12 protein-coding genes are annotated in these 25,337 nt (G+C 32.9%); 1 reads left to right on the forward strand and 11 read right to left on the reverse strand.

The features are described from left to right. Positions 1–71: 71 nt before the first annotated feature. The 9 genes from FNB79_RS16500 to FNB79_RS16540 form a co-directional block, all read right to left on the reverse strand. Entirely contained in the window at positions 72–1,127 is a 1,056-nt protein-coding gene (locus FNB79_RS16500) for a glycoside hydrolase family 16 protein (protein WP_143382410.1), read from the reverse strand. Between the two features lie 24 nt (positions 1,128–1,151). Then, a complete protein-coding gene (gene bglX / locus FNB79_RS16505; protein WP_143382411.1) occupies positions 1,152–3,458 on the reverse strand; it encodes a beta-glucosidase BglX in 2,307 nt (768 codons plus the stop codon). 3 nt (positions 3,459–3,461) lie between these two features. Then, positions 3,462–4,949: a glycoside hydrolase family 30 protein gene (locus FNB79_RS16510; RefSeq protein ID WP_143382412.1), complete on the reverse strand. Its 1,488-nt coding sequence runs from the start codon at positions 4,947–4,949 to the stop codon at positions 3,462–3,464. An 8-nt stretch (positions 4,950–4,957) separates the two neighbouring features. Beyond that, positions 4,958–6,709: a cellulase family glycosylhydrolase gene (locus FNB79_RS16515; protein WP_143382413.1), complete on the reverse strand. Its 1,752-nt coding sequence runs from the start codon at positions 6,707–6,709 to the stop codon at positions 4,958–4,960. 21 nt (positions 6,710–6,730) lie between these two features. Next, on the reverse strand, positions 6,731–8,206 hold the full coding sequence (locus FNB79_RS16520) for a glycoside hydrolase family 30 protein (protein WP_246073297.1): 1,476 nt from the start codon (positions 8,204–8,206) through the stop codon (positions 6,731–6,733). Between the two features lie 162 nt (positions 8,207–8,368). Beyond that, entirely contained in the window at positions 8,369–9,247 is an 879-nt protein-coding gene (locus FNB79_RS16525) for a PKD domain-containing protein (RefSeq protein ID WP_143382414.1), read from the reverse strand. 19 nt (positions 9,248–9,266) lie between these two features. Then, positions 9,267–10,781 carry a RagB/SusD family nutrient uptake outer membrane protein gene (locus FNB79_RS16530; protein ID WP_143382415.1) on the reverse strand — a complete coding sequence of 505 codons (1,515 nt, stop codon included), beginning with the start codon at positions 10,779–10,781 and terminating at the stop codon, positions 9,267–9,269. A gap of 13 nt (positions 10,782–10,794) precedes the next feature. Next, on the reverse strand, positions 10,795–13,908 hold the full coding sequence (locus FNB79_RS16535) for a SusC/RagA family TonB-linked outer membrane protein (RefSeq protein WP_143382416.1): 3,114 nt from the start codon (positions 13,906–13,908) through the stop codon (positions 10,795–10,797). Between the two features lie 276 nt (positions 13,909–14,184). After that, positions 14,185–15,840, reverse strand: coding sequence for a DUF6377 domain-containing protein (locus FNB79_RS16540; protein WP_143382417.1), 1,656 nt, complete (start codon positions 15,838–15,840; stop codon positions 14,185–14,187). Positions 15,841–16,810: 970 nt separating this feature from the next. Between FNB79_RS16540 and FNB79_RS17490 the strand changes: the two genes are divergently transcribed. Further along, positions 16,811–19,171, forward strand: coding sequence for a fibronectin type III domain-containing protein (locus FNB79_RS17490; RefSeq protein ID WP_143382418.1), 2,361 nt, complete (start codon positions 16,811–16,813; stop codon positions 19,169–19,171). A 512-nt stretch (positions 19,172–19,683) separates the two neighbouring features. On the opposite strand, the gene FNB79_RS16550 is transcribed toward FNB79_RS17490, so the two are convergent. Both FNB79_RS16550 and FNB79_RS16555 read right to left on the reverse strand, forming a co-directional pair. Then, on the reverse strand, positions 19,684–23,802 hold the full coding sequence (locus FNB79_RS16550; protein ID WP_143382419.1) for a T9SS sorting signal type C domain-containing protein: 4,119 nt from the start codon (positions 23,800–23,802) through the stop codon (positions 19,684–19,686). A gap of 610 nt (positions 23,803–24,412) precedes the next feature. After that, complete coding sequence (locus tag FNB79_RS16555) at positions 24,413–25,327, reverse strand: S1 family peptidase (protein ID WP_143382420.1); 915 nt, start codon at positions 25,325–25,327, stop codon at positions 24,413–24,415. Positions 25,328–25,337 lie beyond the last annotated feature (10 nt).

Genomic DNA, 25,337 nt, shown 5'->3' on the forward strand with positions numbered 1-25,337 from the left:
CTTATTTAAATGTTTTGGAAATTAGATTTGGACACCAAAAATCACGCTCTATTAGTGTCCTATTTTATTATTTATTGATACACCCTAACATAATCTATCTCCATAGTGTCTTGAGTAAAGTCTGGGTCTACATCTCCACCAAGATTTCCACCCATTGCTACATTTAAAATGATAAAGAAATCGGCATTAAAAGGTAAATCGCTGCTGTTAGTTAAAGTTACATAAGTTACATCATCATACATTACATTTATAGTTTCGGGCGTCCATTCTAAAGTATATAAATGGAAGTCGGATGTTGATGAAGGAGCAGAAGTACTTTCTCCATAATGTGCATATGTATCACTTGAACTGTCTTGCCAATGAAACGTTCCTAAAACACTATTTTTATCCCAACCGGTTTGCTCCATGATATCCATTTCTCCACAATTTGGCCATCCCACAGTAGAAAAATTAGAACCTAACATCCAAATGGCAGGCCAAGTACCTTGAGAGGCCGGTAATTTTGCACGTACTTCAATTTTACCATAAGTAAATGCCTGTAAATTATGAGATTTTAATCTTGCAGAAGTGTAACCTGTTCCATCAGCTTTTGCTGTAATTTTAAGCATACCATCTTCAACAATTACATTCTCTTCATTATTAGTGTAGCTCTGTAATTCGTTATTATCTGGCCACGGCCCATCACTTAAATCGTACCCCCAATTTGAAGCATTAGGCGTACCATTGGTATCAAACTCATCAGACCAAACCAATTGTAATTCATTAGATACATATACGGTAATAGAATAGGTAGTACTGCTAAACCCTGCGGAATTATATGCAGAGACTATCACAGGATAGTCCTGAGTACCATTTTCTGTAAAAGTGTAACTAAAAGTATTATTTGTAAGTTCTAACGTTTCATTATTAATTAACACCCTATAGGACGTTGCATTGGTAGCTGTAATTGTAAAATCTACAACACCACTACCATCTCCGTTTGGGTTATTTGCATCTGCACCAAATTTCTCACCTGATATAGACAAATCTGTTGGAGTATTAGGCTCGTTAGTATCATTATCACTACTACTGCATGATAAAAATGATAATAACGTTACGGTAAGTACTATAACTATTCTATTTTTCATATGTATTAATCCTTTAATTGTTATTTATTCTAAGGTGAATTCACTCGACAATGTGGTCTCTGAACTCCCCCCAACATATACCTTAAATGCTCCAGGCTCTACGATAAACTCACCTTTATTGGTATAAAACCCTAGTTCTTTTTCTGTGAGCACAAAATCAATAGTTTGGCGTTCATTGGGTTTTAACTCTACCATTCTAAATCCTTTTAATTCTTTTACAGGTCTTGCTACAGAAGCAAATGTATCCTGAATATAAAGCTGTAAAACTTCCTTGCCTTTTACTGTCCCTGTATTAATTACCTCAACCGAAACTTTAATTTCTCTTGCAGATAAAGTCTTTATTTTTAAATTTTCATAAGCAAATGTGGTATAACTTAAACCATGACCAAATGGATACAATGGCTTGTTACTCTCATCGCTGTAATGCGACCAAAACACGACATCACTATTTTCACCATTTGGTCGTCCTGTATTTTTGTAATTGTAGTAAATTGGAATTTGTCCTACACTTCTAGGAAATGTCATTGGCAATTTACCACTCGGATTATAATCCCCGTACAGTACTTGGGCTATAGCATTTCCGCTTTGCACTCCTAATTGCCATGCTTCTACAATGGCAGGAATGTTTTCGTCTGCCCATGTAATCGCTAAAGGCCTACCATTGGTTAATACCAAAACAATATTTTTATTCACTTTATACACCGCTTCTAAAAGCTCTTGTTGTACTCCCGGAAGGTCTATATTAGTTCTACTTCTGCCCTCTCCAGTTTGATAGCCATGTTCCCCCAATACCATCACTACAACATCGGATGATTTTGCAACTGCTATGGCTTCTGAAAATCCAGAAGTATCCGTTTCATTTATTTTAAGTTCGTTAATAAAGGTGATTTTAGAATCTGGCGTTACCACATCTGCTCCCTTCGCATATGTTAAGGTATTACCTTTATATTGCTGTAGGCCTTCTAGTACTGAAACTGCAGTACCATCTTCCCCTGCTATTCGCCAACTACCTAACGGACTTGTTTTATCGTTTGCTAACGCTCCTATTAAGGCAATTTTCTGATTGTCCTTCTTTAAAGGCAAAAGATTGTTTTCATTTTTAAGCAGAACGATTGATTTTTTAGCGATATCTAAAGCATCTTCATGAAAGGCTTGTTTGCCTACAACCTCTTTTTCATGTTCTTCGTTACAATATAGATATGGGTCGTCAAATAACCCTAACTCAAATTTTACTCTTAAAATGCGTTGTGCAGCATCATCAATATGTTTTTCATCTACTTTTCCTTCTCTAACCAAATTTGCCAATTCTGATACGTATGCACTAGATTCCATATCCATATCAGACCCTGCATTGGCTGCTAATTCTGCTGCATGTTTAATGTTTTGGGCATAACCATGAGGAATCATTTCGGCAATAGAGCCCCAATCTGACACTATAAATCCATCAAAGCCCCAATCTTTCTTCAATACATCTCTTTGTAAAAATTCGTTACCTGTGGCCGGCACATCATTTAGTAAATTAAATGCATTCATAAATGTTCTTACTCCAGCGTCTGTAACGGCTTTAAAAGGCGGAAATACCACATTATATAAAGTTGAAGTTCCTATATCTGCGGTATTGTAATCGCGTCCGGCTTCTGCAAACCCATAGGCTGCAAAATGTTTGGCACATGCAGCAATAGTTTTAGGCGATGCTAAATCATTTCCTTGAAACCCTTGTACGCGCGCCACACCAATTTTAGCGCCCAGATACGAGTCTTCACCAGCACCTTCCATGACACGTCCCCAACGCGCATCTCTTGATATATCTACCATAGGAGCAAACGTCCAGTTAATACCTGAAGCAGCAGTCTCTTCGGCTGCATTTTGAGCTGCTTTTTTTATAGCCTCTAAATCCCAACTTGCAGATTCTGCTAAAGGAATGGGACCAATGGTTTTATAGCCATGAATGACATCAAACCCAAAAATTAAAGGAATACCTAATCTGGTTTCTTCTACAGCTATTTTTTGAAGCGCTTTAACTTGTTTTACGCCTTTTACATTAAGCATAGAACCGACTAACCCTTTTTTTAAATGCTCGTATTTTAATGCAGCTTGTTCGTTGGATTTTGGAACAGGACCTGTAGCATCCCAAAACCCATTATATTGATTCATCTGACCTATTTTTTCTTCCAAGGTCATTAGTTTTAATACGCTGTCTACACGACGTTCTATTCCCACTTTTTCAGAAACCTCTATGGTCGTATTTTGAGAAATAGAATCGGTATTATTCTGTTTTGAAACGTTGCATGATAAACAAGTTACCAAAACAATTAAGATTACTTTTTTCATGTTTTAGTATATTACAGATTGCATGGCATGTGGTGCGATCTCTAAAGCTATTTCACGATCACCAACTAGTAATTTATAAGCAATTTTATCGTCTGTTTTATTCATAACCACAGTTACAATAGAACCATCAGGATTTTGAAACGATGTACTTTCCAATGTACTTCTGCTTGTAGTTGTACTTACTCTAAAAGCACCTTTAGTAATGAATTTTGAAAAATGACCGATGTAATAATAAGATGGGGTGTAGATTAACTCATTTGTTTTAGTGTCTGCATGTATCGGTGCAAAACAAAAATTTTGTACGTGATTTGGCCCTCCTTTTTCATTTAATAAAATGTTCCAATCGGTCCAACCTACAGTTCCGCTATTAAAATCGTTAATCATAGAATTACCATATCGTTCTGCATTAGACCAGCGTTGATATTCTGCTGGGTCAAACCCCTCTTGACAGCCCTCGGTAAACAATAAATTCATATCTGGAAATGATGCTTCAATATTCTTTAAATTATCATATTTAGGTTCGCCACCTGCCCAAGTCTCGTACCAGTGAAAACCAATTCCCCAAGCATATTTCATGGCTTCTGGGTCTTCAAAAATAGTATTGGCTCGGTGCGATATTAAATCTCTGTTATGGTCCCAAACGACAATGTTTTTATCTCCTAATCCGTTATTCTCAAATGTAGGACCTAAATAATTCTTTAAAAAATCGCGTTCTTCTTCAGCCGTATAAATACAAGATTCCCATCGTTGAACGGCCATAGGTTCATTTTGTATGGTTACTCCCCAAACCGGTATATCTTCTGCTTCATAAGCTTCAATAAATTTTACAAAGTAATTTGCCCACGCTTGGTTATATTCTGGTAACAACTTACCACCTTGTAACATGTTATTATTGGTTTTCATAAAAGCTGGCGGACTCCATGGACTTGCGTAAAACACTAAATCTTCATTGATTAATGCTTGTGCACGTTTAATCATAGGAATACGCTTTTCCTTATCTTTTTCTATAGAAAATGTTTTGAGTTCTTTGTCGCCTTCTTCGATATAGGTATGACTTCCTAACCCAAAGTCACTACTATGAATACTCGTTCTTATAATATTATAGTTAATACCTTCTTCAGAGTAATAAGCTTTTAATAGTTCTTCTTGTTTGTCTTGGCTTAAGGTTGAAAACACCTCTGCCGCTGCATCTGTAATGGCGCCACCAATACCCAAGAATTCTTGGAATTGTTTTTCTGGATTTACAAAAACGGATACTTCAGATTCTAAAGGTTGCTTTGCTTTTTTAAAACTTGTTTTTAGGTCTAAAGACAGTCTTTTGTCGGTATCTTTTGCCGTAGTATACACTTGGGCTTGTTCTGGATTAAAAGCTGTTACTTTATTTTCAATCGGTTTATCTTCCGATACTTTTATTACGTCCTCTTTTTTTGAATTGTTACAAGATGCCAATAACATTAACATTGCTATGGATACAACATATTTTTTTTTCATGCTTTTATTCATTTAAATTCTAGATAGTTTATAATTGCTCCACCGTTATCAAAAACCAATTTGATTTTATGTTCACCTTTAGATAATTTGATATTTTTAACGGTTATGGTTTTATAGATGGTATGGTTGTTATTTGTTGTTTTAGGTAAAATAATATTCTTAGTTATTTGTTGTTTATTATTTTCTAAATGAAAAGATGCATGTGTAGCATTACTCGAGTATCTTATATAAATAGTATAAGTCCCTTCACGCTCTACGACTACAGTATATTGCAACCATTCTCCATCCTGAATGTCAAAAACTTGATACCCATTTGATTTTTGGTCCTTACAAGTTTGGATATCCACACCATCATTACGCATTTTTCTTCCTGTATTCCAAGTCACGGGTTTACCGGTATCTATTCTATAATTGATATAATCGTTATCTAAATAGGCATGACCATTAGTACCTAAATCGTAATCGGTTGCATACATAATTCCTGGAATGCTGTGTTTTTTAAAGGGTTTAGTAGTATCTGTTTGAACTTGCCTAAACATGGCGTCAATAACATCTGGTTTTATGGTTAGCTGTTCCATTTTGTAGTTTTCGGCCAATTGCATTAACGCGTTAAATGCAAAATCTTCAGTTGGTTTATCGCCTCCATTTTTCCAATAATTAAGCAACGTTTCATAGCCAGTATTTTTAGTAACTGAAGTTACGCCTGCTGTATTATCTACTTTTTTCATGGGCCAAAACGCCCAGCCAATATTGTGTCGTTCTACTAAACTAATGGCCTCTTTAAACCATACATTAGAATTTTCGCCACTTTCGCCCAACCAAATGGGAACATTATATTGCTCTCTATAGTCTAAAAATTGTTGAATGGATGCAGTGGTATTGTAGGTCCAGTATTTATGAAAACTCAGCACCATATTATTGTCCCAAACTGGTAAAATACCTTCGTAGTTGTTTCCCCAACAATTTCCTTCTATAAAAATGATATGATTGGTATCTACTTCTCTGATGGCTTTGGTAACATCAACCATTAGCTGTCTTAACGGTGCATTTGATGTTTCATCACAACCATTTTTATTCTCGCCCGTAAAATTCCAATTTGGCTCGTTAATAATGTCGTACCCTCCAATCCATGATTCATCTTTGTACCGATTTGCAAGTTTTTTCCATAAGGCTATCATTTTTTTCTGATTAGCTTCGCTTTCCCATAGTGATGGTTTGCTGGAATCGTAATCCGATATATTGGCATCGTTTCCTTGACCACCTGGTGCGGCATGTAAATCTAAAATAAGATACATTTGGTTTGCTTTGCACCATTCTAATACATCATCGGTCATTTGAAATCCTTTTTCAATCCAAGTGATTTCATTATTCTTTTCCTCTTCAATGGGTGGCGTATATAAATTATAATGCATGGGTAACCTTACTGAATTAAATCCCCAAGCGGCAAGCGAATCTATATCTCTTTTAGTAACACCATTAGTTATATAGGCGTCATAGAATAATTTTGTTTTTTCATCACCTATAAGGTCTTTTATATGTTGTTTGATTTCATGTTGTGGTCCTGCAAAACTTCCTGTTTGTAACATATAGCCTTCCTGTACCATCCAGCCACCAAGGCCTAAACCTCGTAACAGCACATTTTTCCCATTACCATCCACTATGTTTTGCCCATCAGTATGTAAAAAGTGCTGCGCAGCAATAGTATGTAATGGTGCTGAGCCCAAGTACATAAGAATAAAGCCTAAGAATATTTTTTTCATTATTAATTTTTTAGAAACGTTTTACCAAACATAGGTACCAACAGCTCCAGCCTTTAAAGAGGTTGAAATAGATTCTCCAGGGGTTTTTATGTTAAATGATTTATCGATTTGTGTATTATTGACTACGATGACAACAATGTCTCCGTCTGGTGTTATAAAAGCGACATTTGGTAACTCATCTGAATAGTTTGAAGTTATTCTATGCGATCCAGGTTTTACAAATTTTGAAGCATGAGCAATAATATAGTACGCTACATTTCTAGTAACGGTATTACCATCTATAGTTAATGCGCCTAAGCATTCGGTACAACCTCCCTCAGTATGAGGCTCTAAATTAGAGTTGGATGCTAAATTCCATTCTAAAACCGTTTTGCACCAATTTCGGGTTGCTCCTACTATTAATTCTCTGGTATGCCAAAGTAAATTATCGCCAAAATCACTATTAGCACCAACCCATTGTTCTGTAAAATATAAGTTTTTGTCTGGGTGGGCATTGTGCACATTGCTAAGATTATTGATGGATCCGGCGTATAAATGAAATGCAGAACCATCGATGTAAGGATTTGCTTCAGCATCATCTAGGATACTTGTAGCATACGCCGTATTATCTGCATTATGATCCCAAATTATAATTTTAGTATCTATGTTGGCGGCTTGGAAAGCTGGACCTAAAAAATCTTTAATAAATAATGCCTGTTCGGTAGATTCCATATACATACTTGGATTATTACCATCATGATAGGGTTCATTTTGAATAGTTACAGCATCTATAGCAATTCCTTCTGCTTGATAGGCTTGAATATATTTTACAAAATAATTGGCATAGGTTAAATAATATTCAGGTTTCAGACTTCCGCCAATGGAATTATTATTGGATTTCATCCATGAGGGAGCTGACCAAGGCGAACCCATTATTTTAATATCTGGATGTATTGCTAAAATTTCCTTTAATATTGGGATAAGATGTTCCTGATCTTTAGCGATGGAGAATTGTTCCAAGTTTTCATCGGTTTCTCCATTTGGCAAATCGTTGTAGGTAAAGGGCTTTGCATCTAAATCGGAAGCCCCAATACTTACACGTAAGTAACTCACACTTAAATTGTCTTCATTAAATAATTCATTTAAAACAATTTCTCTTTCAGTAGACGACATATTATTTAAATGCATTGCGCTTCCTCCGGTTAGCGAAAACCCAAAACCATCTATTTCTTGATACGTTACATTAGGGTCAACCGTTATGGAGAAATTTATATTTTCTGAAAATAAAGGAGGATTTGTTGGCTGTAAGCTAAACAACTCTGATTTATCGGCCTCTGTTAAATAAAGGTTTACATTACTGTAAGCTATTGTTGGATTAGTATCAATTACATCTTCACTATTAGAGTTTGAATCATCTGAAGCACAATTTACAAGTATCGTAAAGCAAGTACATAATACAATGCATTTACCCATACGTCTAGATTTATACAGATTTAGTAATCGATTTAAAAGTGTCATTTTTTGTTTAAGTGTGATATGAGATTAATTATCTGAACTATTAAATGTAAATACAGGGTATACAAAGTGTTGTGATTTTAATTTAAAGTCCATATCCACTACCGAACATGGACCTTAAAATCTAAACAAACATACTTCAACCAACAACAAATATTGTGTAAGCTAGTTTGAACCTGTACCTCTCATTTCTACATTAGTAATTGTATACCCAGGTACAGTACCACCACCACATTTAATGACTAGATATATGGTACCTGAAGTCTCAAACGTAACTGTATTGCTTCTTGAACTTGTAAATGAATTATCTACACATCCTACTGTAGATAACAATCCACTAAATGTTCCTGCTCCACAACCAGACCATGTATTAAGTCCCATAACTACATTACTAGCATAATCATTCCATTGTATAGGTTCTACGGTACTTGCCATAACTTCAAACCAAGCCTCATCATTACCATCTCCAGAAACAATCATATTTATTTGATATTCTTTTCCAGCAACAACCTCTATGGCCTGATAAATTGCTTGTTGATTATAATCACTCGCAACAATAGTCGCACTGCCTTCATTAAATATCCAGTTTGCATTTCCTCCACTAATATTTAATATGGTCCATTCTGAGTGATCTATCTCATCTTGAAAACTTCCACCTTTCACTAAATTTCCGGCAATTGGATCTGAAGTTTCTACTTCAATAGTTTGACTATATGTTTCAGCAACACCACCTATACCGGTAACTTTATGCATAACGTTATAGGTGCCTGCATCTGGATAAAAAACCGCTTCATTAGTACGCCCTGAAACAAAACCTGAACCATTATCAAAGTCCCAACTCGAGGAGATATAACTTCCATTAGCTGTAAATAAATAGGTATTATTGGCATCAGCCACCTCAGTAACTGTAAATCCGGCATCTAAATCTGAAGTTGTGATTCCGTTACCATCTCCAACTTCATCAGGTTGACAGGCTACAATAAATAGTGATAACACAAGAGCAACATACTTTAAACCCTTTTTTAATCTTAAATTTACTTTCATTATAATTTTATTTTAAGGGTTAATAATTTGGATTTTGAACCAGTAGTGTATTTTCCAATTCTGACAAAGGAATTGGTAAAATTTCATTCTTACCAGCCACAAAACCTCTGTTTGCTAAAGTAGTAGCTGCTTTACCTGTTCTTACTAAATCATACCATCTATGTCCTTCTCCAGCCAATTCTAAACGACGTTCGTTCATAATAGCATCTAGGGATACAGGAACAGAAGGTAAACCAACTCTTGCTCTAACAGCATCAAGTAAAGCTTGAGCGCGTGGTCCAACACCACCTAGAGCTTCTGCTTCTAATAAATATGTATCTGCTAAACGCATCATATACGTATGTTGTTTGTAATTCAATTCAGTAGCACCACCACCAGTTGACCTATCTGATGTATATGGCATGAATTTTTTTAGAAAGTACCCTGTGTTTTGATAACTAGCTTCGTATTGTACCTGTCCAGCATCTTCATAAGCTTGTATATTTTCAATAGTAGCATCAAATCTTGGGTCACCTTCAAGCGCATCATATAAACTTTGAGTTATGATATTAAATCCCCATCCGGCTGCATAATCTGGAGCAGTAGAACCTTGTGTACGAATATACCCTCTTGGCCCAACCATAACATTTAGACTATTCCCTTCATCATCACTAGCACCCCAGAACCACCAATCGGCATTACTTTTATCTGTATGTGCAATTTCAATTATAGACTCACTGTGATAATTATTACCAACTACCCACAAATCAGAAAAATTATCTAGTAATTTATACCCATAAGGACTTGTTGTGCCAGGCGTACCATTTACCTCTGCAAATTGTGAAGCTGCTTCATCATTTTTACCTTGATATAAATATACCTTACCTAAAAGCGCAATAGCAGCACCTTGTGTTAAACGTCCCGCTTCACTAGCTAAATCCAAAGTTACAGGAAGGTCTGATATAGCGTCAAGTAAATCGGTTTCTATTTGTGCATAAACATCGCTAGGATCTGCCTGTGTTACATTATAAATTTCATCTGTACTTAGCGGCGATGTAATTAAAGGGATATTCTTAAAAAGCCTTACTAATTCAAAATAATAAATAGCTCTTAATGCTTTACTTTCTGCCGTAAATCTTGCCTTTGTCTCTTCTGACATATCTACATCTGGCAACTTAGTTAATAAGGTATTTGCTCTAAAGATTCCTTGATAGAAATCACTCCAATAACTTGTTGCAACGTTTGATTCGCTTATGGTGTAATTAGAAAATGCCTGAAATTGAGGACCATCTGAAGAACTACCTCCTCCTGCATAATGATCATCTGACCCCGAATTTAATAATGCTATCATATTTTCAAATCCTCGAGATTGCTTACCAATAACATCGTAAACAGCTACTAGACCAGAATAAGCTTCATCCTCATTAGAGTAATAATTTTCTTCTAAAGTCGTACCTTTAGGTTCAACTTCTAAAAATTCTTCACTACAAGATACCATAAGTATGATTATTGGCAGAACCATACTCATACTCCATATATTTTTTAATTTTTTCATATCTCTATAAATTTTAAAATTGTAAGTTAATCCCTATTTGGTTTGTAACAGCTTGTGGATAGTAACCTCGGTCTATACCTAGAACACCTCCACCTATTTCAGGATCATAACCACTATATTTTGTAAATGTTAATAGGTTTTCTGAAGTGAGGTAAACTCTTAATTTACTTACACCATATTTATTTAATACTTCCGATGGAAGCGTATACCCTATTTGTATGGTCTTAAATCTCAAATAATCACCATCTTCTAGATAAAAATCTGAAGGATTAGAAAAGTTATTATTAGTATCGTTTGTGGTTAATCTTGGATATGAATTAGATGTACCTTCGCCAACCCATCTACCCAAAGCCGACGTTTGGTAATTAGCATTTTCTACATCTAATCTTCTTAAAGCTTGGAAAATTTTATTACCACTAGCCCCTTGGCAGAATACCATTAAATCGAAATTTTTATAATCCATATTTACAGTAAATCCGAAGGTTATTTTTGGTATGGAACTACCCAAAAAATCTCTATCATCTGAATCTATATTGCCATCATCATCTAAATCTTTCCACTTAAAATCTCCTGGTTTAGCATTGGGTTGAATTACGACTCCATTAGAATTAACATAGTTATCAATTTCTGCTTGATTTTGAAAAATACCATTGGTTCTAAAACCATAAAACGAATTAACTGGTTGCCCTACTTGTGTTCTTGTAATAGGATAAGTACTGGATTGAATGGTTTCTCCTCCAGACAGAAATTCTACCCCATTACCTAAAAAGGTTACCGTATTTTCTAAGAATGACACGTTACCGTTTAGTGATAAATTAAAATTATTAAAGCTCTTACTGTATCCTAATTCTAGATCTATACCAGTATTCTCCATGTCGGCAACATTACCTGTAGGACTTCCTACTGCCCCAACATATCCCGGTATAGTAACACTTTGCAGAATACCTGTAGTCTCTTTTTTATACCAATCAAATGCTACTGAAAAATTATTGAATAATCTGGTATCGAAACCAATATTTAGCTGACTTGTTTCTTCCCATTTTAAATCTGGATTAGATGGTGCGTCTGGACTATTACCAATAACTACCGATCCAGAGGTTCCTATAGTGTAATTTCTACCACCACTTACGGTTGATAAATATTGAAAATCTCCAATAGCATCACTACCAGTTATCCCATATCCTCCTCTAATTTTTAACTGATTTACTACGTCATTATCTTTCCAAAAATCTTCTTTAGAAGGTACCCATCCTGCCGAAAACGATGGAAAAAAACCATACTTATTATTGGCTCCAAATCGTGAAGATCCATCGCGTCTCATAATTGCTGTTAGCAAATATTTTTCACTATAATTATAAGTTAATCTAGAAAACAATGAGGTTACTTTGTGCTCATTACCCGTATAGGCAGAAGCTGTAATTTGGTCTGTTGACACACTATAATTAAAGGATGCATCCTTATAATTATCTACAGGAATATCAAAATAAGTTACTGTTTCTCCAGAGGAAATATTGTCAACATATGCACCTTGACCAAGTAGGACACTAAAATTATGGTTTCCTAACGTTTTTTCATAAGATAACGTGTTTTCAATATTCCAACCAAAACCTTTATTTGTAGATCTTGATATGTTATTTTGTGTTGTTATTAATGAAGCATTTAAATAAGACACTGGCGTATAACTCTCACTTCCCCAATACGCTAATTTTCCTCCTAAAGTACTTCTAAATTTTAAGCCTTCAATAGGTTCAAATTCAAGATATGCGTTTCCTACAAAATTATCTGCCCAACTATAATTTCCCATTTGGGTTTGTTGATATGCTAATGGATTGGACATTTCTTGTGCAACTAAGCTAGAAATCCCATAAGGGTTTCCGTTAGAATCTCTCCAAATTCCATTATTTGTATAAGGTGCTTGATTGGTTAGGACGGGATCTGTTTCTACAATAGGTGTTAACGGGTCTAAATTTATGGCAGAAGACAAAGGGCCTCCAAACTCACTATTAGTATTTCCAATACCTTTGGTTTTTTCATTTGAATATGCAACCGTCTGTCCGAAACGAATTTTATCAGTAATATTATGTGTTGAATTTAATCGAATATTTTTTCTTGTATAATTTGAGATGTCACTCAAGACTATACCTTCTTGATCCGTATATCCAAATGAAGCATAAAATTTAGAAATATCGTTACCTCCGCTCAAGCTAAATTCATGACTCACTCTTTTAGCACTATCGTTAAAAATTACAGATTGCCAATCGGTACCTTTACCAAACGAGGCTGGATCTGAAAATAATATACCACCTCCACCATTCACAGATTTCTCATTTAATAATGTAGCATATTCTGTTGCATTTAATAAATCTAATTGTTTCGCAGCAGATGATATTCCTGTATACCCATTATAATTTACACTTAGTTTTCCAGATTTTCCTTTTTTGGTAGTAATAAGAATCACTCCTGTTGCAGCACGGGCACCGTAAATAGCCTGAGATGCAGCATCTTTTAACACCTCTACAGATTCTATATCTGATTGGTTTAAATACCCTATACCTCCAGAATCTACCACAACACCATCTACAACCCACAAAGGTTCGTTGCTACCTAATGTAGTAACTCCTCTAACCCTTACTGTAGAAGATGAACCTGGTTGTCCTGAGTTAGCAGCAATGGTTACACCTGATACTCTACCTTGTAAGGTTTGCTCTACTCTTGTTATAGGTAAATCTTCAAGTTCACTTTGTTTAACTCCAGAAATAGCTCCGGTAACAACACTCTTTTTTTGAGTACCATATCCCACAACTACAACTTCATCCAGTTCAGACAAATCTTCGCTTAAAGAAATTGTTAATGCAGCACTGTCTTTAATAACAACTTCTTGAGTAGCGTATCCAATATAGCTAAAAGATAAGATGTCTCCTACTTCTGCATTTATAGTAAATGCACCATCAAAATCGGTTACTGTGCCTTCACTAGTTCCCTCTTTAATTACGTTTACACCAGGAATAGGGAATCCTGTTTCATCATTTACAATTCCATTTATAGTTATCTCTTGAGCAAAAGAAAACCATGTTGAAAGAATAAATAAAATCGCGAACGACTTTAGTTTCAAATTGTTTTTTTTCATGTTTTAGTTTAGTTTCGTTTGTAGCCATCAAATCATTGAAGCATGAAACAAATTAAACCAAGTCATAAACAAAGTACAACCCTATGTACTAAATAAGTAGATTTAATATAGCTAAAAAAACAATTAAAACACTGTAAAACAAATATTTAGATTTTTTATAAATTGAAAAAAAAGTAGTAAAATTGTTATAAAAACAAAGACAAAACGAGATATTTTACCTAAACTAGATTAATAAAAAGTGAATTTTAAAGACCCTATTATGATTTAATACTAAAATTACATTATTTTTTTTACCATATCCTCAAACTCTTCTCTATCTTTAGCATTGTTTCTTACCTTAACTCTATAATTGTAAATAGTGTTAACTGAGTACCTTAAGATTTTAGAGATTTTAGAACTATTTACAATGCCTAATCTAATTAAAGCAAAAATTCGTAATTCTACCGTTAAGGTATTTTCTTTTTTAATCACAATTTTACCTTCATCTTTTAGCAACTCATTAAATCCTTCAATAAAGTTTGGATAGATGTGTAAAAACGATTTATCGAAATTAGTATAGAATAATTTTAACTCGTCGTCTACAATATTTTTAGATTTTACCAATTCTAGCAAATCATTAGTTTTATTGGTTACAATATATTTTCGAACATTTTTTCTGTAGTTATCTAATTTGTCTATATACTCGGAGTATAGATTTAAAAATGTCCCAACGTATTGTTCTTTAATAGTATCTACAGCAGACAATTCATTATATAATCGTTTTAAATCGTTATTAGAGTTATTTAATTGTTCGTTTAGATCTTTTAATTGCAAATTAGCAGTTTTTAAATGCTCGCGTCCCAACTTTATTTTATTGAATTGTTTAAAAATAAAAAATAAAGCCAAGGCTAAAATTAGTGAGAGTATACTAATAAAAATGATTTGTTTTTTAAGTCGATTATTCTGCTTTACATTTTTGATTTCATACGATTTTGCAATTACTGGTAGTACATTTGATATGTCTAAAAATCGTAATTTAGAGTTGTAAAATTTGGCATCTTCAAAAGTAAAACTAATGTAATTATGGGCTTTATCTACATCTCCTTCTTCAAAAAGTATAACTGCCAAATTTGACATTGAGGCATTATCTTTTACTGAAGCTTGAATATCCGAGATCGCAGATAAAATCAAATATTTTTTTTGATTTATTCTATTTCCTTCTATTTCATAACTCATATAAGAGCGATCAAAAGCTACCATTGCAAAATCTCGCGTTCCCATTTTTGCTAAAGACAGTCGTTTTGTATTAATTTCTAAAGCTTTTTTATTATCATAGACATCTCTATAGTTTTGTTCAATTAATTTTAAATACAAGTCAGAATTTGGATCGAGTTTAGAAATTTGTGCATTTAAAGAATCTTTATACACATAATAAAGCTTATTATATTTTTCACTGATGTTTTTAACGGTAGAAATGGTTCTAAGCTCTGAATAACATCGTTTATATGTAGAATAATATTCTCTAATTAATTCATCAGATAGATTTTTAGACGAGATGTCTTCAAGTAATTTTATAGATTCGTCGTACCGTCCAGATGTCGCCAAAAGTTTCGCTAGCCTTAAAGTAGATTCGTTTATAAAATAAGAATTACCAATTTTTTTTGCAATGGCTAAATTCTCTTCAATATAATAGAGTGTTGAATCAAAACTATAATATTCATATTCGTTGATTAACTTTTTAGTTAAGAAATATTGATTTTCTAGTGATACATTTGGTTCAGAAAAAAGTACTTTTAGATTGGTAATACGCTGTTCTTTGGCTTGATCGTAAATATCTCTTTTAGCCATTTCATGTTCCAATTTTACAATTAACGAATCTAATTCGTTAGAAGCATATATTGGATTCACTACATTAAATAGAATTGCTAATAGAAGTGTTTTATAGATTGTCATAGATTGTTCAGCAGGATAGAAATGTTTAAAAAAGTTTAAATTTCACAAAAAAAACATTAAAATTAATAATGATTCTATGTATTATGTGTTTTTTATAACTAAAAAATACATATTTAATAAGATACTAAATCTAATAATTTGCAATAAACATACAAAATCTTATTTACACATAGTGTAATTAGAGCGATGTACGATTATATTATTATATACTCATATATCCTTGAAAAATTACTCTTATACCCAAAATGGATACTGATCTTATCAAGAAAGTGATCCCTAATTTTTTTTCCTCATTCATAATTATAAGAATATTTATAAACTAAATATTTACTTTAAATATAACACATAGTAATATCAAAATTGAAATGTCAAAAAAATCAACAAGATTTAACAACGTAAACTAAAGCAATCAGAAATTTTAGTAAAAGAACAGAAACAACATTTTCACACCTCTGTTATGAGTTTATGATTCATAAAAAATATATGCTTTTTTAAAGTATAAAGCAAAAATACGTTCTAAAATAATTACAATAATGATAATTGAATTCATCAATAGATTATGTATTTATAATGACTTAAAAATTATTATTATCTAATTATACCCTTAATTAAATAACGCATGTAAATTATCTGAAAATGCAATTATAATACGTACGTATTCACGTTTCAAGACAAGACAACGAATTTAAACTAAAAATTAGATCTAACAAGACAGCCTTTTGTTTTAAAGGACACTTACAAAAGAGAAGTGATAAATTTCATGTAGAGGAATTATATTTTTTTTTGATTTTAAATCCATCTGTTCTTTAAATATACGATTAAACAGCACGAATTAATTACCTCATATCAACCTAAACTTTATGTTTTTTTTAAGACTTGTGTTAATAAAAAACAAAAAAAAATGAATTTCGTCATCCAAAAAACGAATTTCATCGTAAATCATTATATATAAATAACTAAAACCTACAAAATGAAACAAAAATTACGAGTGCCAAGACACATGAGGAAACTATTAAAATGTTTTATAACTGGTCTGATGTTTTCGGTTACATTTATTAGTCAAGTGAATGCTCAAAGTAATTTGGTGCCCTCTGACTTATTAAATGCATGGAATTCTAACACAGAAAATAATACAACTTATGCGCATTGCGAACAATGGAAAATTACTTATCCAACAAGTGATGAAGATAAAACGTTATGCGGAGAAGATAACAACGAGTTTTTTTATGTAAATTCTTCAAATGATGGAATAGTATTTTATGCCCCTATACGATCTGATAATGGTACTACTCCAAATTCTAGTAATATACGTTCTGAATTAAGAGAAAGAGAAATTGATGGTGGTTCTGATAAATACTGGACTACAGAAGGTAGACATGTTATTTACGTAAAACAAGCAATTACGCACTTACCTATTAATGTAAACAAATTAGTAGCAACACAAATTCATGGTAACAAATCTGATGGAATTGATGATGCTTTGGTTGTAAGACTAGAGGGTAAGCATCTTTTTTTAAATTTTAATGGAGGTGTTTTAAGAAGTAATGTAACTATAACTAATAATTATGAATTAGGAACTTTACATGAAGTTATTTTTGAAGTACTTGATGATAAACATTACGTATACTATAGTGAAGATGGTAATTTGAAAGCGGCATACCAAAACGGAACTGCATCTTCTTATTTAGTAAAAGATAATGGGAATGCGGTATTGATGGATATTGAATATGATGATGCCTATTTTAAAGTTGGTAATTACACCCAAAGTAATCCTTCAAAAGAAGGCGATGATACTGACGATCCAGATAACTATGGAGAAGTTGTTGTTTATGATATGTATGTTGATCATGCCGATGAACCTGTTATCACTCCAATTAACTGTAATGCATCAGCTCCTACAGGATTAACAGTAACGAATGTATCGAAAACCGAAGCAACTTTAAGCTGGAATTTTAATACTACTGTAGATCACTATAACGTTAGATATAGAGAAGTAGGTAATTCTACTTGGATTACTAAATCATCTATTACAGCAGGTAGTGTTACTTTAACAGGCCTAAATGAAGATGCAGAGTACGAATGGCAAATTAGAGCAAAATGTGCCGATGAAACGGGCTCTAATTACTCAGATGCTCAAGGTTCAAACTTTACAACAACAGAGACTGAAACAAGCTGTAATGCAACAGCTCCTACAGGATTAACAGTAACGAATGTATCGAAAACTGAAGCAACTTTAAGCTGGAATTTTAATACTACTATAGATCACTATAATGTTAGATATAGAGAAGTAGGTAATTCTACTTGGATTACTAAATCTTCTATTAGAACAGGAAGTGTTACTTTAACAAGCCTAAATGAAGATGCAGAGTACGAATGGCAAATTAGAGCGAAATGTGCTGATGAAAATGGTTCGAATTATTTAGATGCTCCTGGTCCTAATTTTGAAACAACATCAAGCCCATCTTCAACAACTTGTAGCGACACACCAACAGGATTATACGTTAGTAACCTAACCAATAATAGTGCAACTTTAAATTGGGATTATAATTCCAGTGTAAACCACTATAATGTACGTTATAAAAAAACGGGAGATTCGGATTGGAGATACATTGAGAGTATTAAAACAGGAAATGTAATGTTAACTGATGTAAATACAAGTTCTAGCTACGAATGGCAAATTAGAGCAAAATGTGAAGACGGTAGTGGTTCTGATTATAATGATGGTCAAGGTCCTGACTTCCTACCTACTTCTTCAAACCAAAACACTGTAGTACAATCATGTAGCGACACACCAACAGGATTATATGTTAGTAACTTAACTAGTAATAGTGTTACTTTAAATTGGGATTACTCTTCAAGTGTAAACCACTATAATGTACGTTATAAAAAAACAGGAGATTCGGATTGGAGATACGTTGAGAGTATTAAAACAGGAAATGTAACGTTAACTGACGTTAACACTAGTTCTAGCTACGAATGGCAAATTAGAGCAAAATGTGAAGACGGTAATGGCTCTGATTATAATGATGGTCAAGGTCCTGACTTTTTACCTACATCATCAAATATAAGCTCTCAATCTTCTATTGTAGCATATACTAATTCGTCTAAAACTAACTTAATCGTTAAAATAGATGACAATACTAACACAACAGCAGATCAGTCTATAAAAATATTTAATATTTATGGTAGATTAGTATATGAGAAATCAAATATAAATTCTTCTGATAGTCAAATTTTAAATGATATTAGTATTGAAGATGGGATATATGTAATAATGCTATTTAACAAAAATGGTGAAATTATAGAATCTAAAAAAGTTATGAAAAATTAATATATAATAAATCTTATTGCTTTAATATAGTATTTATAAGGCAGGTATATTTCTATAAATATACCTGCCTTATTTAGTTTATATATAATAATTAATTAGTGATTAAACTCTATTCTTTTAAATTACACAAAGTACTTCTGGATTATAAATATTTAATTCTGTGTTAAAGAATATAAATCTAAGATAACGTAGGAGAACATAACCTCTTTTAAAAAACACTCCAAAATCAATACTTTTTATTTTAATAATTGCATTGCATAGATTTCTTATTATCTAATAATAAGAAACATAAACACATTATTTTTTACACGTATTTTACTGAGGTAAATTTTAGAACTGATGATAATAAATCTAATTAATATAAAGTCTACAATTAAGAGATGTAATAAAACTTCTGCTCATGGCTTATATAAGATTCAAAATAACGAAGATATTTTAATACACGAAAAAAGTAATTAAAAAAAAGATAATTAGCCACTTAATTAAGTGGCTAATTTATACTTACACATTATCTAATTCACAATTTTTTTAACAACCTTTTTATTGTCTACAGTAGTTATTTGCGCTATAAACACTTGATTAGTATCACTAATCATATTTATAGTAGCTGTATTCGAATTTACATTTTTTTGATCTACTACTAATCGTCCTAACAAATCAAAAACTCTAATAGAATTAATTGTAGTTATTGAAGATTTTACATATATAGTTTTATTATTCTTATAAACTATTATGTTATTCTCATTTAATACAGGCGTAGTTACACTCAGTGTTCCTTGATTTACATTAATAATACCTGTTCCACTAAAATAAGAGTCGTCCTTATGAGAAGCCAGAGATAAACTACTTCCCCAAGAACCAGAATCAGCTTTAGTATCCGAAAAGTTTAGCGTATTTGTTGAATGTGAAAGAGCTGTTCCCAAGTCTATTATACCTGTTGAAATTAAGCAGTCATTGGTAATATTTATTGTATTTACCAGTGTTAAACCTGAACTATTAGTGAGCTCTAAATTGTAAAAGGTAGTACTTCCTGTGATTAACTGATTAGCAGTTCCTGCAAACGTAACTTTACCCTCATTAGGTAAAAACAAACCATTATTTGTCCAGTCTCCTTCTATTATAATATCTTTTCCATTAGCATCTAAAGTCCCTCCTGAAATAGTAAGGTCATTACTTACATATAAATCATTATCAACCAATTGTATATTAGGTTCATTAAAACCATTTAAATATAAATTATAAATTGGAGCACTACTGTCTAGCCTAAATGTTTTTCCTGCGTCGGTTGTATGGTCTCCCAGTTGAAGCGTACCACCGCTAACAGCATTGGAACTAGATAGGTTAACATAATCTGCATAATTTGGTGAAGGCTTTTTAATTATAATAGTACCCCCATTAAATGTAAAATCAGCATTAACCCCCATTTCAAAAGGTGCTCTAGAGGTACTTGTATTCCCTACAATATTTACAGTTACAACACCTCCTGTTTGTGTATATGTAACACTTGAATTATTACTATTTGGACTTATTCGACCACCTACATTTAAAGTTCCTCCTTCAACAATAAGCTCTCCATCATTAAGGTAATTAATTCTATTATTACTTCCTGTACCAATATTGGTAACTCCTCCAGAAATTTTTAATAATCCAGAATTAAGCGTCCAAGTAAAATTTCCAGTACTAACTGTACCTCCATTATTCCAAAAGCCTCTGCTTGAAGTTAATGCCACAGCCGATGTAAAAGGCGTTATGGTAGAGGCACTAGAAAGCTTAAAGGTTCCAGATGTTAACACCAACGGATTTGAAGATGCATCAAGTGTTATTAGAGAATTTACCTCTAGAATAATATCTTTACTTCCTTTGGTTACTTTTAATATATAAAAATTTGTTGTGGATGTTCCCGAAATTTCCTGATAAGAAGTGGTGTTTATAAAATCTACGGTACCTACGCCACTAGTAAATGTTCCGTTATTGATCCAATCTTTTGAAACAGATAACGTATAAGCTGTTGTTGCATCCATGGTTAAACTAGCTCCAGAATCAATTGTTATCGCTCCACAAATGGCACCATCGGCAGCAATTTCAGGTTGATTAGGTGCTGATGAGGGAATTACGACATCGTCTACACTTGTTGGGATAGTTCCAGAAGACCAATTGGCATCATCAAACCAATCTGAAGATATTGTTCCAACCCAACTCAGTGTATTACAACTAATATATCCTGCTGTTTTTTGTATGGCAAGGCTCCTTTGTCCTTCTGCAGTGTTTGTAATAGCACTAACTGCATAAAATTCGTTGTCGGCTGTACTTTGTCCTATTAGCTCTGCACTATTTCCAGAAAACGTAATATTTGAACTGATTTCTTCCATATATTCTGCTCCTAATCTATAGATTTTATAAGCAGTCGCACCAGGAACTTCAGACCATTTAAAAGAGACAACATCATCGCAGACTTTTGTTATTCTAAAATTTTCAGGTGTTTCACCAATTTGATTAACACCACTAATTGATGATAATGAATTTCGTTCCACTTTAAATCTAATCGTATTAATTCCATTTGAAACATCTGGAGCCAACCATTTGTAGACCCTCTTTGATGCATCGTAAGCATTTTCAAGCTCAACCCATGTACCACTGTTATTAAGCTCGTATGAAATATTGAAAGCACCTGTATCTCCATAACTATCCCATCTTACATAATAAGTCTCACCAGGGGTGAATTTTTGGTTTTCTAAAGGAAAAACGATTTCAAGCTCATCATACACATATTCATATACTACATAATAAGTTTGAGGGCCTAAAGGCACATTATTACCATCTATATTTAGCGTCCAAGAACCTGCTGATGGATTATCTACAGTGACTTGTTCTATAGTATTTAAATTGTCTATACCTCGAGTTGCAGGAGCGCTAAGACTTGCTATTGAAGGGCTACTATCTAACACCCACGGATTGTAAGTTGTAGAAGAAGGAGCGGTTAAAGATAAATTAAGATTGTTAACAATTGCTGTTTCTGCATTCACTGATGCAGCAACATCTGGCCAAACAATCATTACACGTACTTGCTTAACATTCTCAGGAATTGCTATATTATGTTTATTAATCACTCCATGTTCGACAGTACTTGTAATGAATTGATTTTTATCTATAATATTGTAAGCTCTTCTTAAATTTGGCCGTCCATAACCATAAATAAAATCGGGACCAGAATTCCCTAAATCATCGGCTGTATTCATAACTACAGCTCTTAAAAGTGAAGATGCAGGTTCTGTTCCCCCATTTTTATCTTTATATGCTTGAGCTAAAACAGCAAATTGTCCAATAACCTTAGGTGATGAAAAGGAAGTTCCATCAGCGCCTTCGTCTACTAATTGAGGTATAATTCGCCCATCATACATTGGGCCACGACTACTAAAACTTTCAATCACATCCTCTGGAGATATCGCTCCAACAGTAATCTGATTTTTACTTTCTTTAAAAGATCCTGTAATATTTGCCCAATTAGAAAATGTATAAGGAGAAATTCCTGTAGAACTCCCTAAATTTCCTGAAGAATAAGAAACCATATGATTTGGCAAGCTTTCAATTCTAAGATCGTGCTCTCTGGCACGAGAATCATATCCTCCCTGAACTCCTGCCACACCATAAGAATGGTTGGTATATCGTAAATTATGTGAACTATAAAGACCAGTATAGTCAGGTGAATTCCCTAGACTAAGTAAAGTAGCTCCCCATGCATTATTTCGGTTTGTAGGATCAAGATTACCTGCTCCTCCCATATTTTGCATACCGTTAATTTTATGATCATTAGATTCTCCAGTATTAGAAGTTCTTATTTCAGTAACCCTTCCTTTAAAATCTATATCATCTCCAACAATTTCCCCTTCACCATGACCTATAACCACACCAGATCCATTATAATTTAATCCATTATAACCTGTATTTAAATAATTAACACGTGATGTAGAATTTCTATAATCTAAGCTTTCATTAACAAAATCTCTTTGTTTTAATCCTATAAATTGTACATATGGGGAATTTGTTATGGTTTCTAATTGCGAATCACTAAAAATCACATCTATCTGATAGGAATAATCTCTATGTGCCACAATTTGAACACCTTTAGATTGTAAATCTGAACTCACATCATTATAATCTAAACCTTTATAATAACTAATTACATACTCCCTTCTACTATTAGGCTTTTCAGTTGCTTTTAAAGCCTCTTCTTCATACAAAGCTTCTTCCTTTTTATATTGTCCATCAACAGGCATGATAGCACGTACTATTCCTTTGAGTTTATCAATAAAAAATTCCTTATTTACACTTACATAATAGGTATTTGCCGACAAGTAATCTACGAGAATCAATCCTTGTTTTTCCCAAGATTTTCGTTGTTGATTTGTTGGAATTTCATAAAATTGAACTAAACGAAAATATTTTCCTTCGAACTCAGCACCCTGCAGTGGCTGAAAATCAGAATCTTTAAAAGCATTTACTTTATATGTTCCATGCTTTGTTTTTATGTCATATTTATTTGAATCTTTTTGACCCAACGAGATTTGGCTAAAAACAAAAAAGGCTAATAACGGTAATAATAAAATCTTTTTTTTAGTAATTTGTGTAATCATAAAAATATTATTTAGATTAATTAGTTTCTTAACTGAATTTTAGAAGTCTTTTTTTGGACACTATTTTACATTCATCAATATTTGAATTACTAATAGATTTAGCTTTAACTAAAAACTTATTTTACTAATAGGCAAAACTTTTTATTTTAAAACCAAGATTCAATAATCTCTTTCTCTACGTTAAAATTTTCTATATAAATAAATTCATTTTTAACAATACATAATCCAATCCCCAAATAGAAATGTAATCTGCGACTTCTTTTATAGCATTACAAATAAATTCTGATTCAGAATTGGTCATAATTGGATGAACAAATATGCGTATCCTTCATAGGCGAGCAATTAAACACCTTCCTAATTTACCTCTGTAGATTTAGATTTGAACTCATTGACATTCAATTAAAAAACATCCAGAGGCTCTAGCCATCTATTCGTGTAATAAAACATTATCTATCAATGCATTTACATAATTTTAATAATAGATCTTTCCTCTATATAACCATATGTAATTACAACCCTTGATACAAATGGTAGTTATATAAAAAATGAAGCTCATATTATTTAATATATTTGTCCTATGCATGAAGTTAAAAATCACTTTTTACAAATGTTATTTTAGCACCTCCTCCTTAACATATTTATTAAGTTCACTTACTGGTATAACAATTTTTAAAAGCAGTTGTAAATCACCTTTTCGATTTGCCCCTTCTGTATAATAAGAACGTGTAGCACTAACTACACCAACGACTTGTCCAGAATCATTAACAACGGGTCCGCCACTTGCCCCAATACCGAAATCTGCTGTAATTGAAATTCTAGGTTTACTAGATTTAGAATTCACAAATTTTCTAGATATAATCCCTTTGGTCATAAAAAACGTATTCTTAAAGGGGTGTCCCATCATATACACATCTTCACCCACAAGTTCTTGATCTGCTAAAGGTAAAGCTGTTAATTTTTTACCGTTAGTTTCTACTTTAAGAATAGCTAAATCGTTAGCCTTACTTGCCGATAGAATTTCGGTTACTACATAAACATTTCCATCATAATCTACTGCGAATAACCCATCATATTCAATGGTATCTTTAGGTGAAATAACATGATAATTAGTTACAACTACACCATCTTCATGAATTACAAAACCTGATGCAGCACTTAAATGCACATTCGGACATTGATCGCATAAATAAGAAGAGCCAATGTATAACGTACTTTTTTGTAAGTGGTAATACATTTCATGACCTGTCTTTTTCTCTGACATCGTATGGACTATCTCAACACCTGAATTTGCCTCATAATTTTTAACTCTATCTTCCTTAAGTTTTTTAAAAGGTATATGTTTATTTGAAGCTACAATTTCATCAATTTTTAAACTCGCTGCCTTTACAAATTCTGAACTATTTTCTGCCTCATCCTCTTGTGTTTCAAAAACAACACTTTCGTTAGCTTCACTAATATTCTTAGTAGAATTACAACTATTGAATATTACTACTAATGTGAGATATATGATATAATTAAATTTCATTTTTTATTTA

This window comes from Formosa sediminum, assembly GCF_007197735.1.
Classification (GTDB): domain Bacteria; phylum Bacteroidota; class Bacteroidia; order Flavobacteriales; family Flavobacteriaceae; genus Formosa; species Formosa sediminum.

Bases quoted from the DNA above. Each gene is read 5' to 3' on its own strand.
- FNB79_RS16500 (WP_143382410.1), bottom strand. From the start codon at position 1,127: ATGAAAAATAGAATAGTTATAGTACTTACCGTAACGTTATTATCATTT.
- bglX (WP_143382411.1), bottom strand. From the start codon at position 3,458: ATGAAAAAAGTAATCTTAATTGTTTTGGTAACTTGTTTATCATGCAAC.
- FNB79_RS16510 (WP_143382412.1), bottom strand. From the start codon at position 4,949: ATGAAAAAAAAATATGTTGTATCCATAGCAATGTTAATGTTATTGGCA.
- FNB79_RS16515 (WP_143382413.1), bottom strand. From the start codon at position 6,709: ATGAAAAAAATATTCTTAGGCTTTATTCTTATGTACTTGGGCTCAGCA.
- FNB79_RS16520 (WP_246073297.1), bottom strand. From the start codon at position 8,206: ATGACACTTTTAAATCGATTACTAAATCTGTATAAATCTAGACGTATG.
- FNB79_RS16525 (WP_143382414.1), bottom strand. From the start codon at position 9,247: ATGAAAGTAAATTTAAGATTAAAAAAGGGTTTAAAGTATGTTGCTCTT.
- FNB79_RS16530 (WP_143382415.1), bottom strand. From the start codon at position 10,781: ATGAAAAAATTAAAAAATATATGGAGTATGAGTATGGTTCTGCCAATA.
- FNB79_RS16535 (WP_143382416.1), bottom strand. From the start codon at position 13,908: ATGAAAAAAAACAATTTGAAACTAAAGTCGTTCGCGATTTTATTTATT.
- FNB79_RS16540 (WP_143382417.1), bottom strand. From the start codon at position 15,840: ATGACAATCTATAAAACACTTCTATTAGCAATTCTATTTAATGTAGTG.
- FNB79_RS17490 (WP_143382418.1), top strand. From the start codon at position 16,811: ATGAAACAAAAATTACGAGTGCCAAGACACATGAGGAAACTATTAAAA.
- FNB79_RS16550 (WP_143382419.1), bottom strand. From the start codon at position 23,802: ATGATTACACAAATTACTAAAAAAAAGATTTTATTATTACCGTTATTA.
- FNB79_RS16555 (WP_143382420.1), bottom strand. From the start codon at position 25,327: ATGAAATTTAATTATATCATATATCTCACATTAGTAGTAATATTCAAT.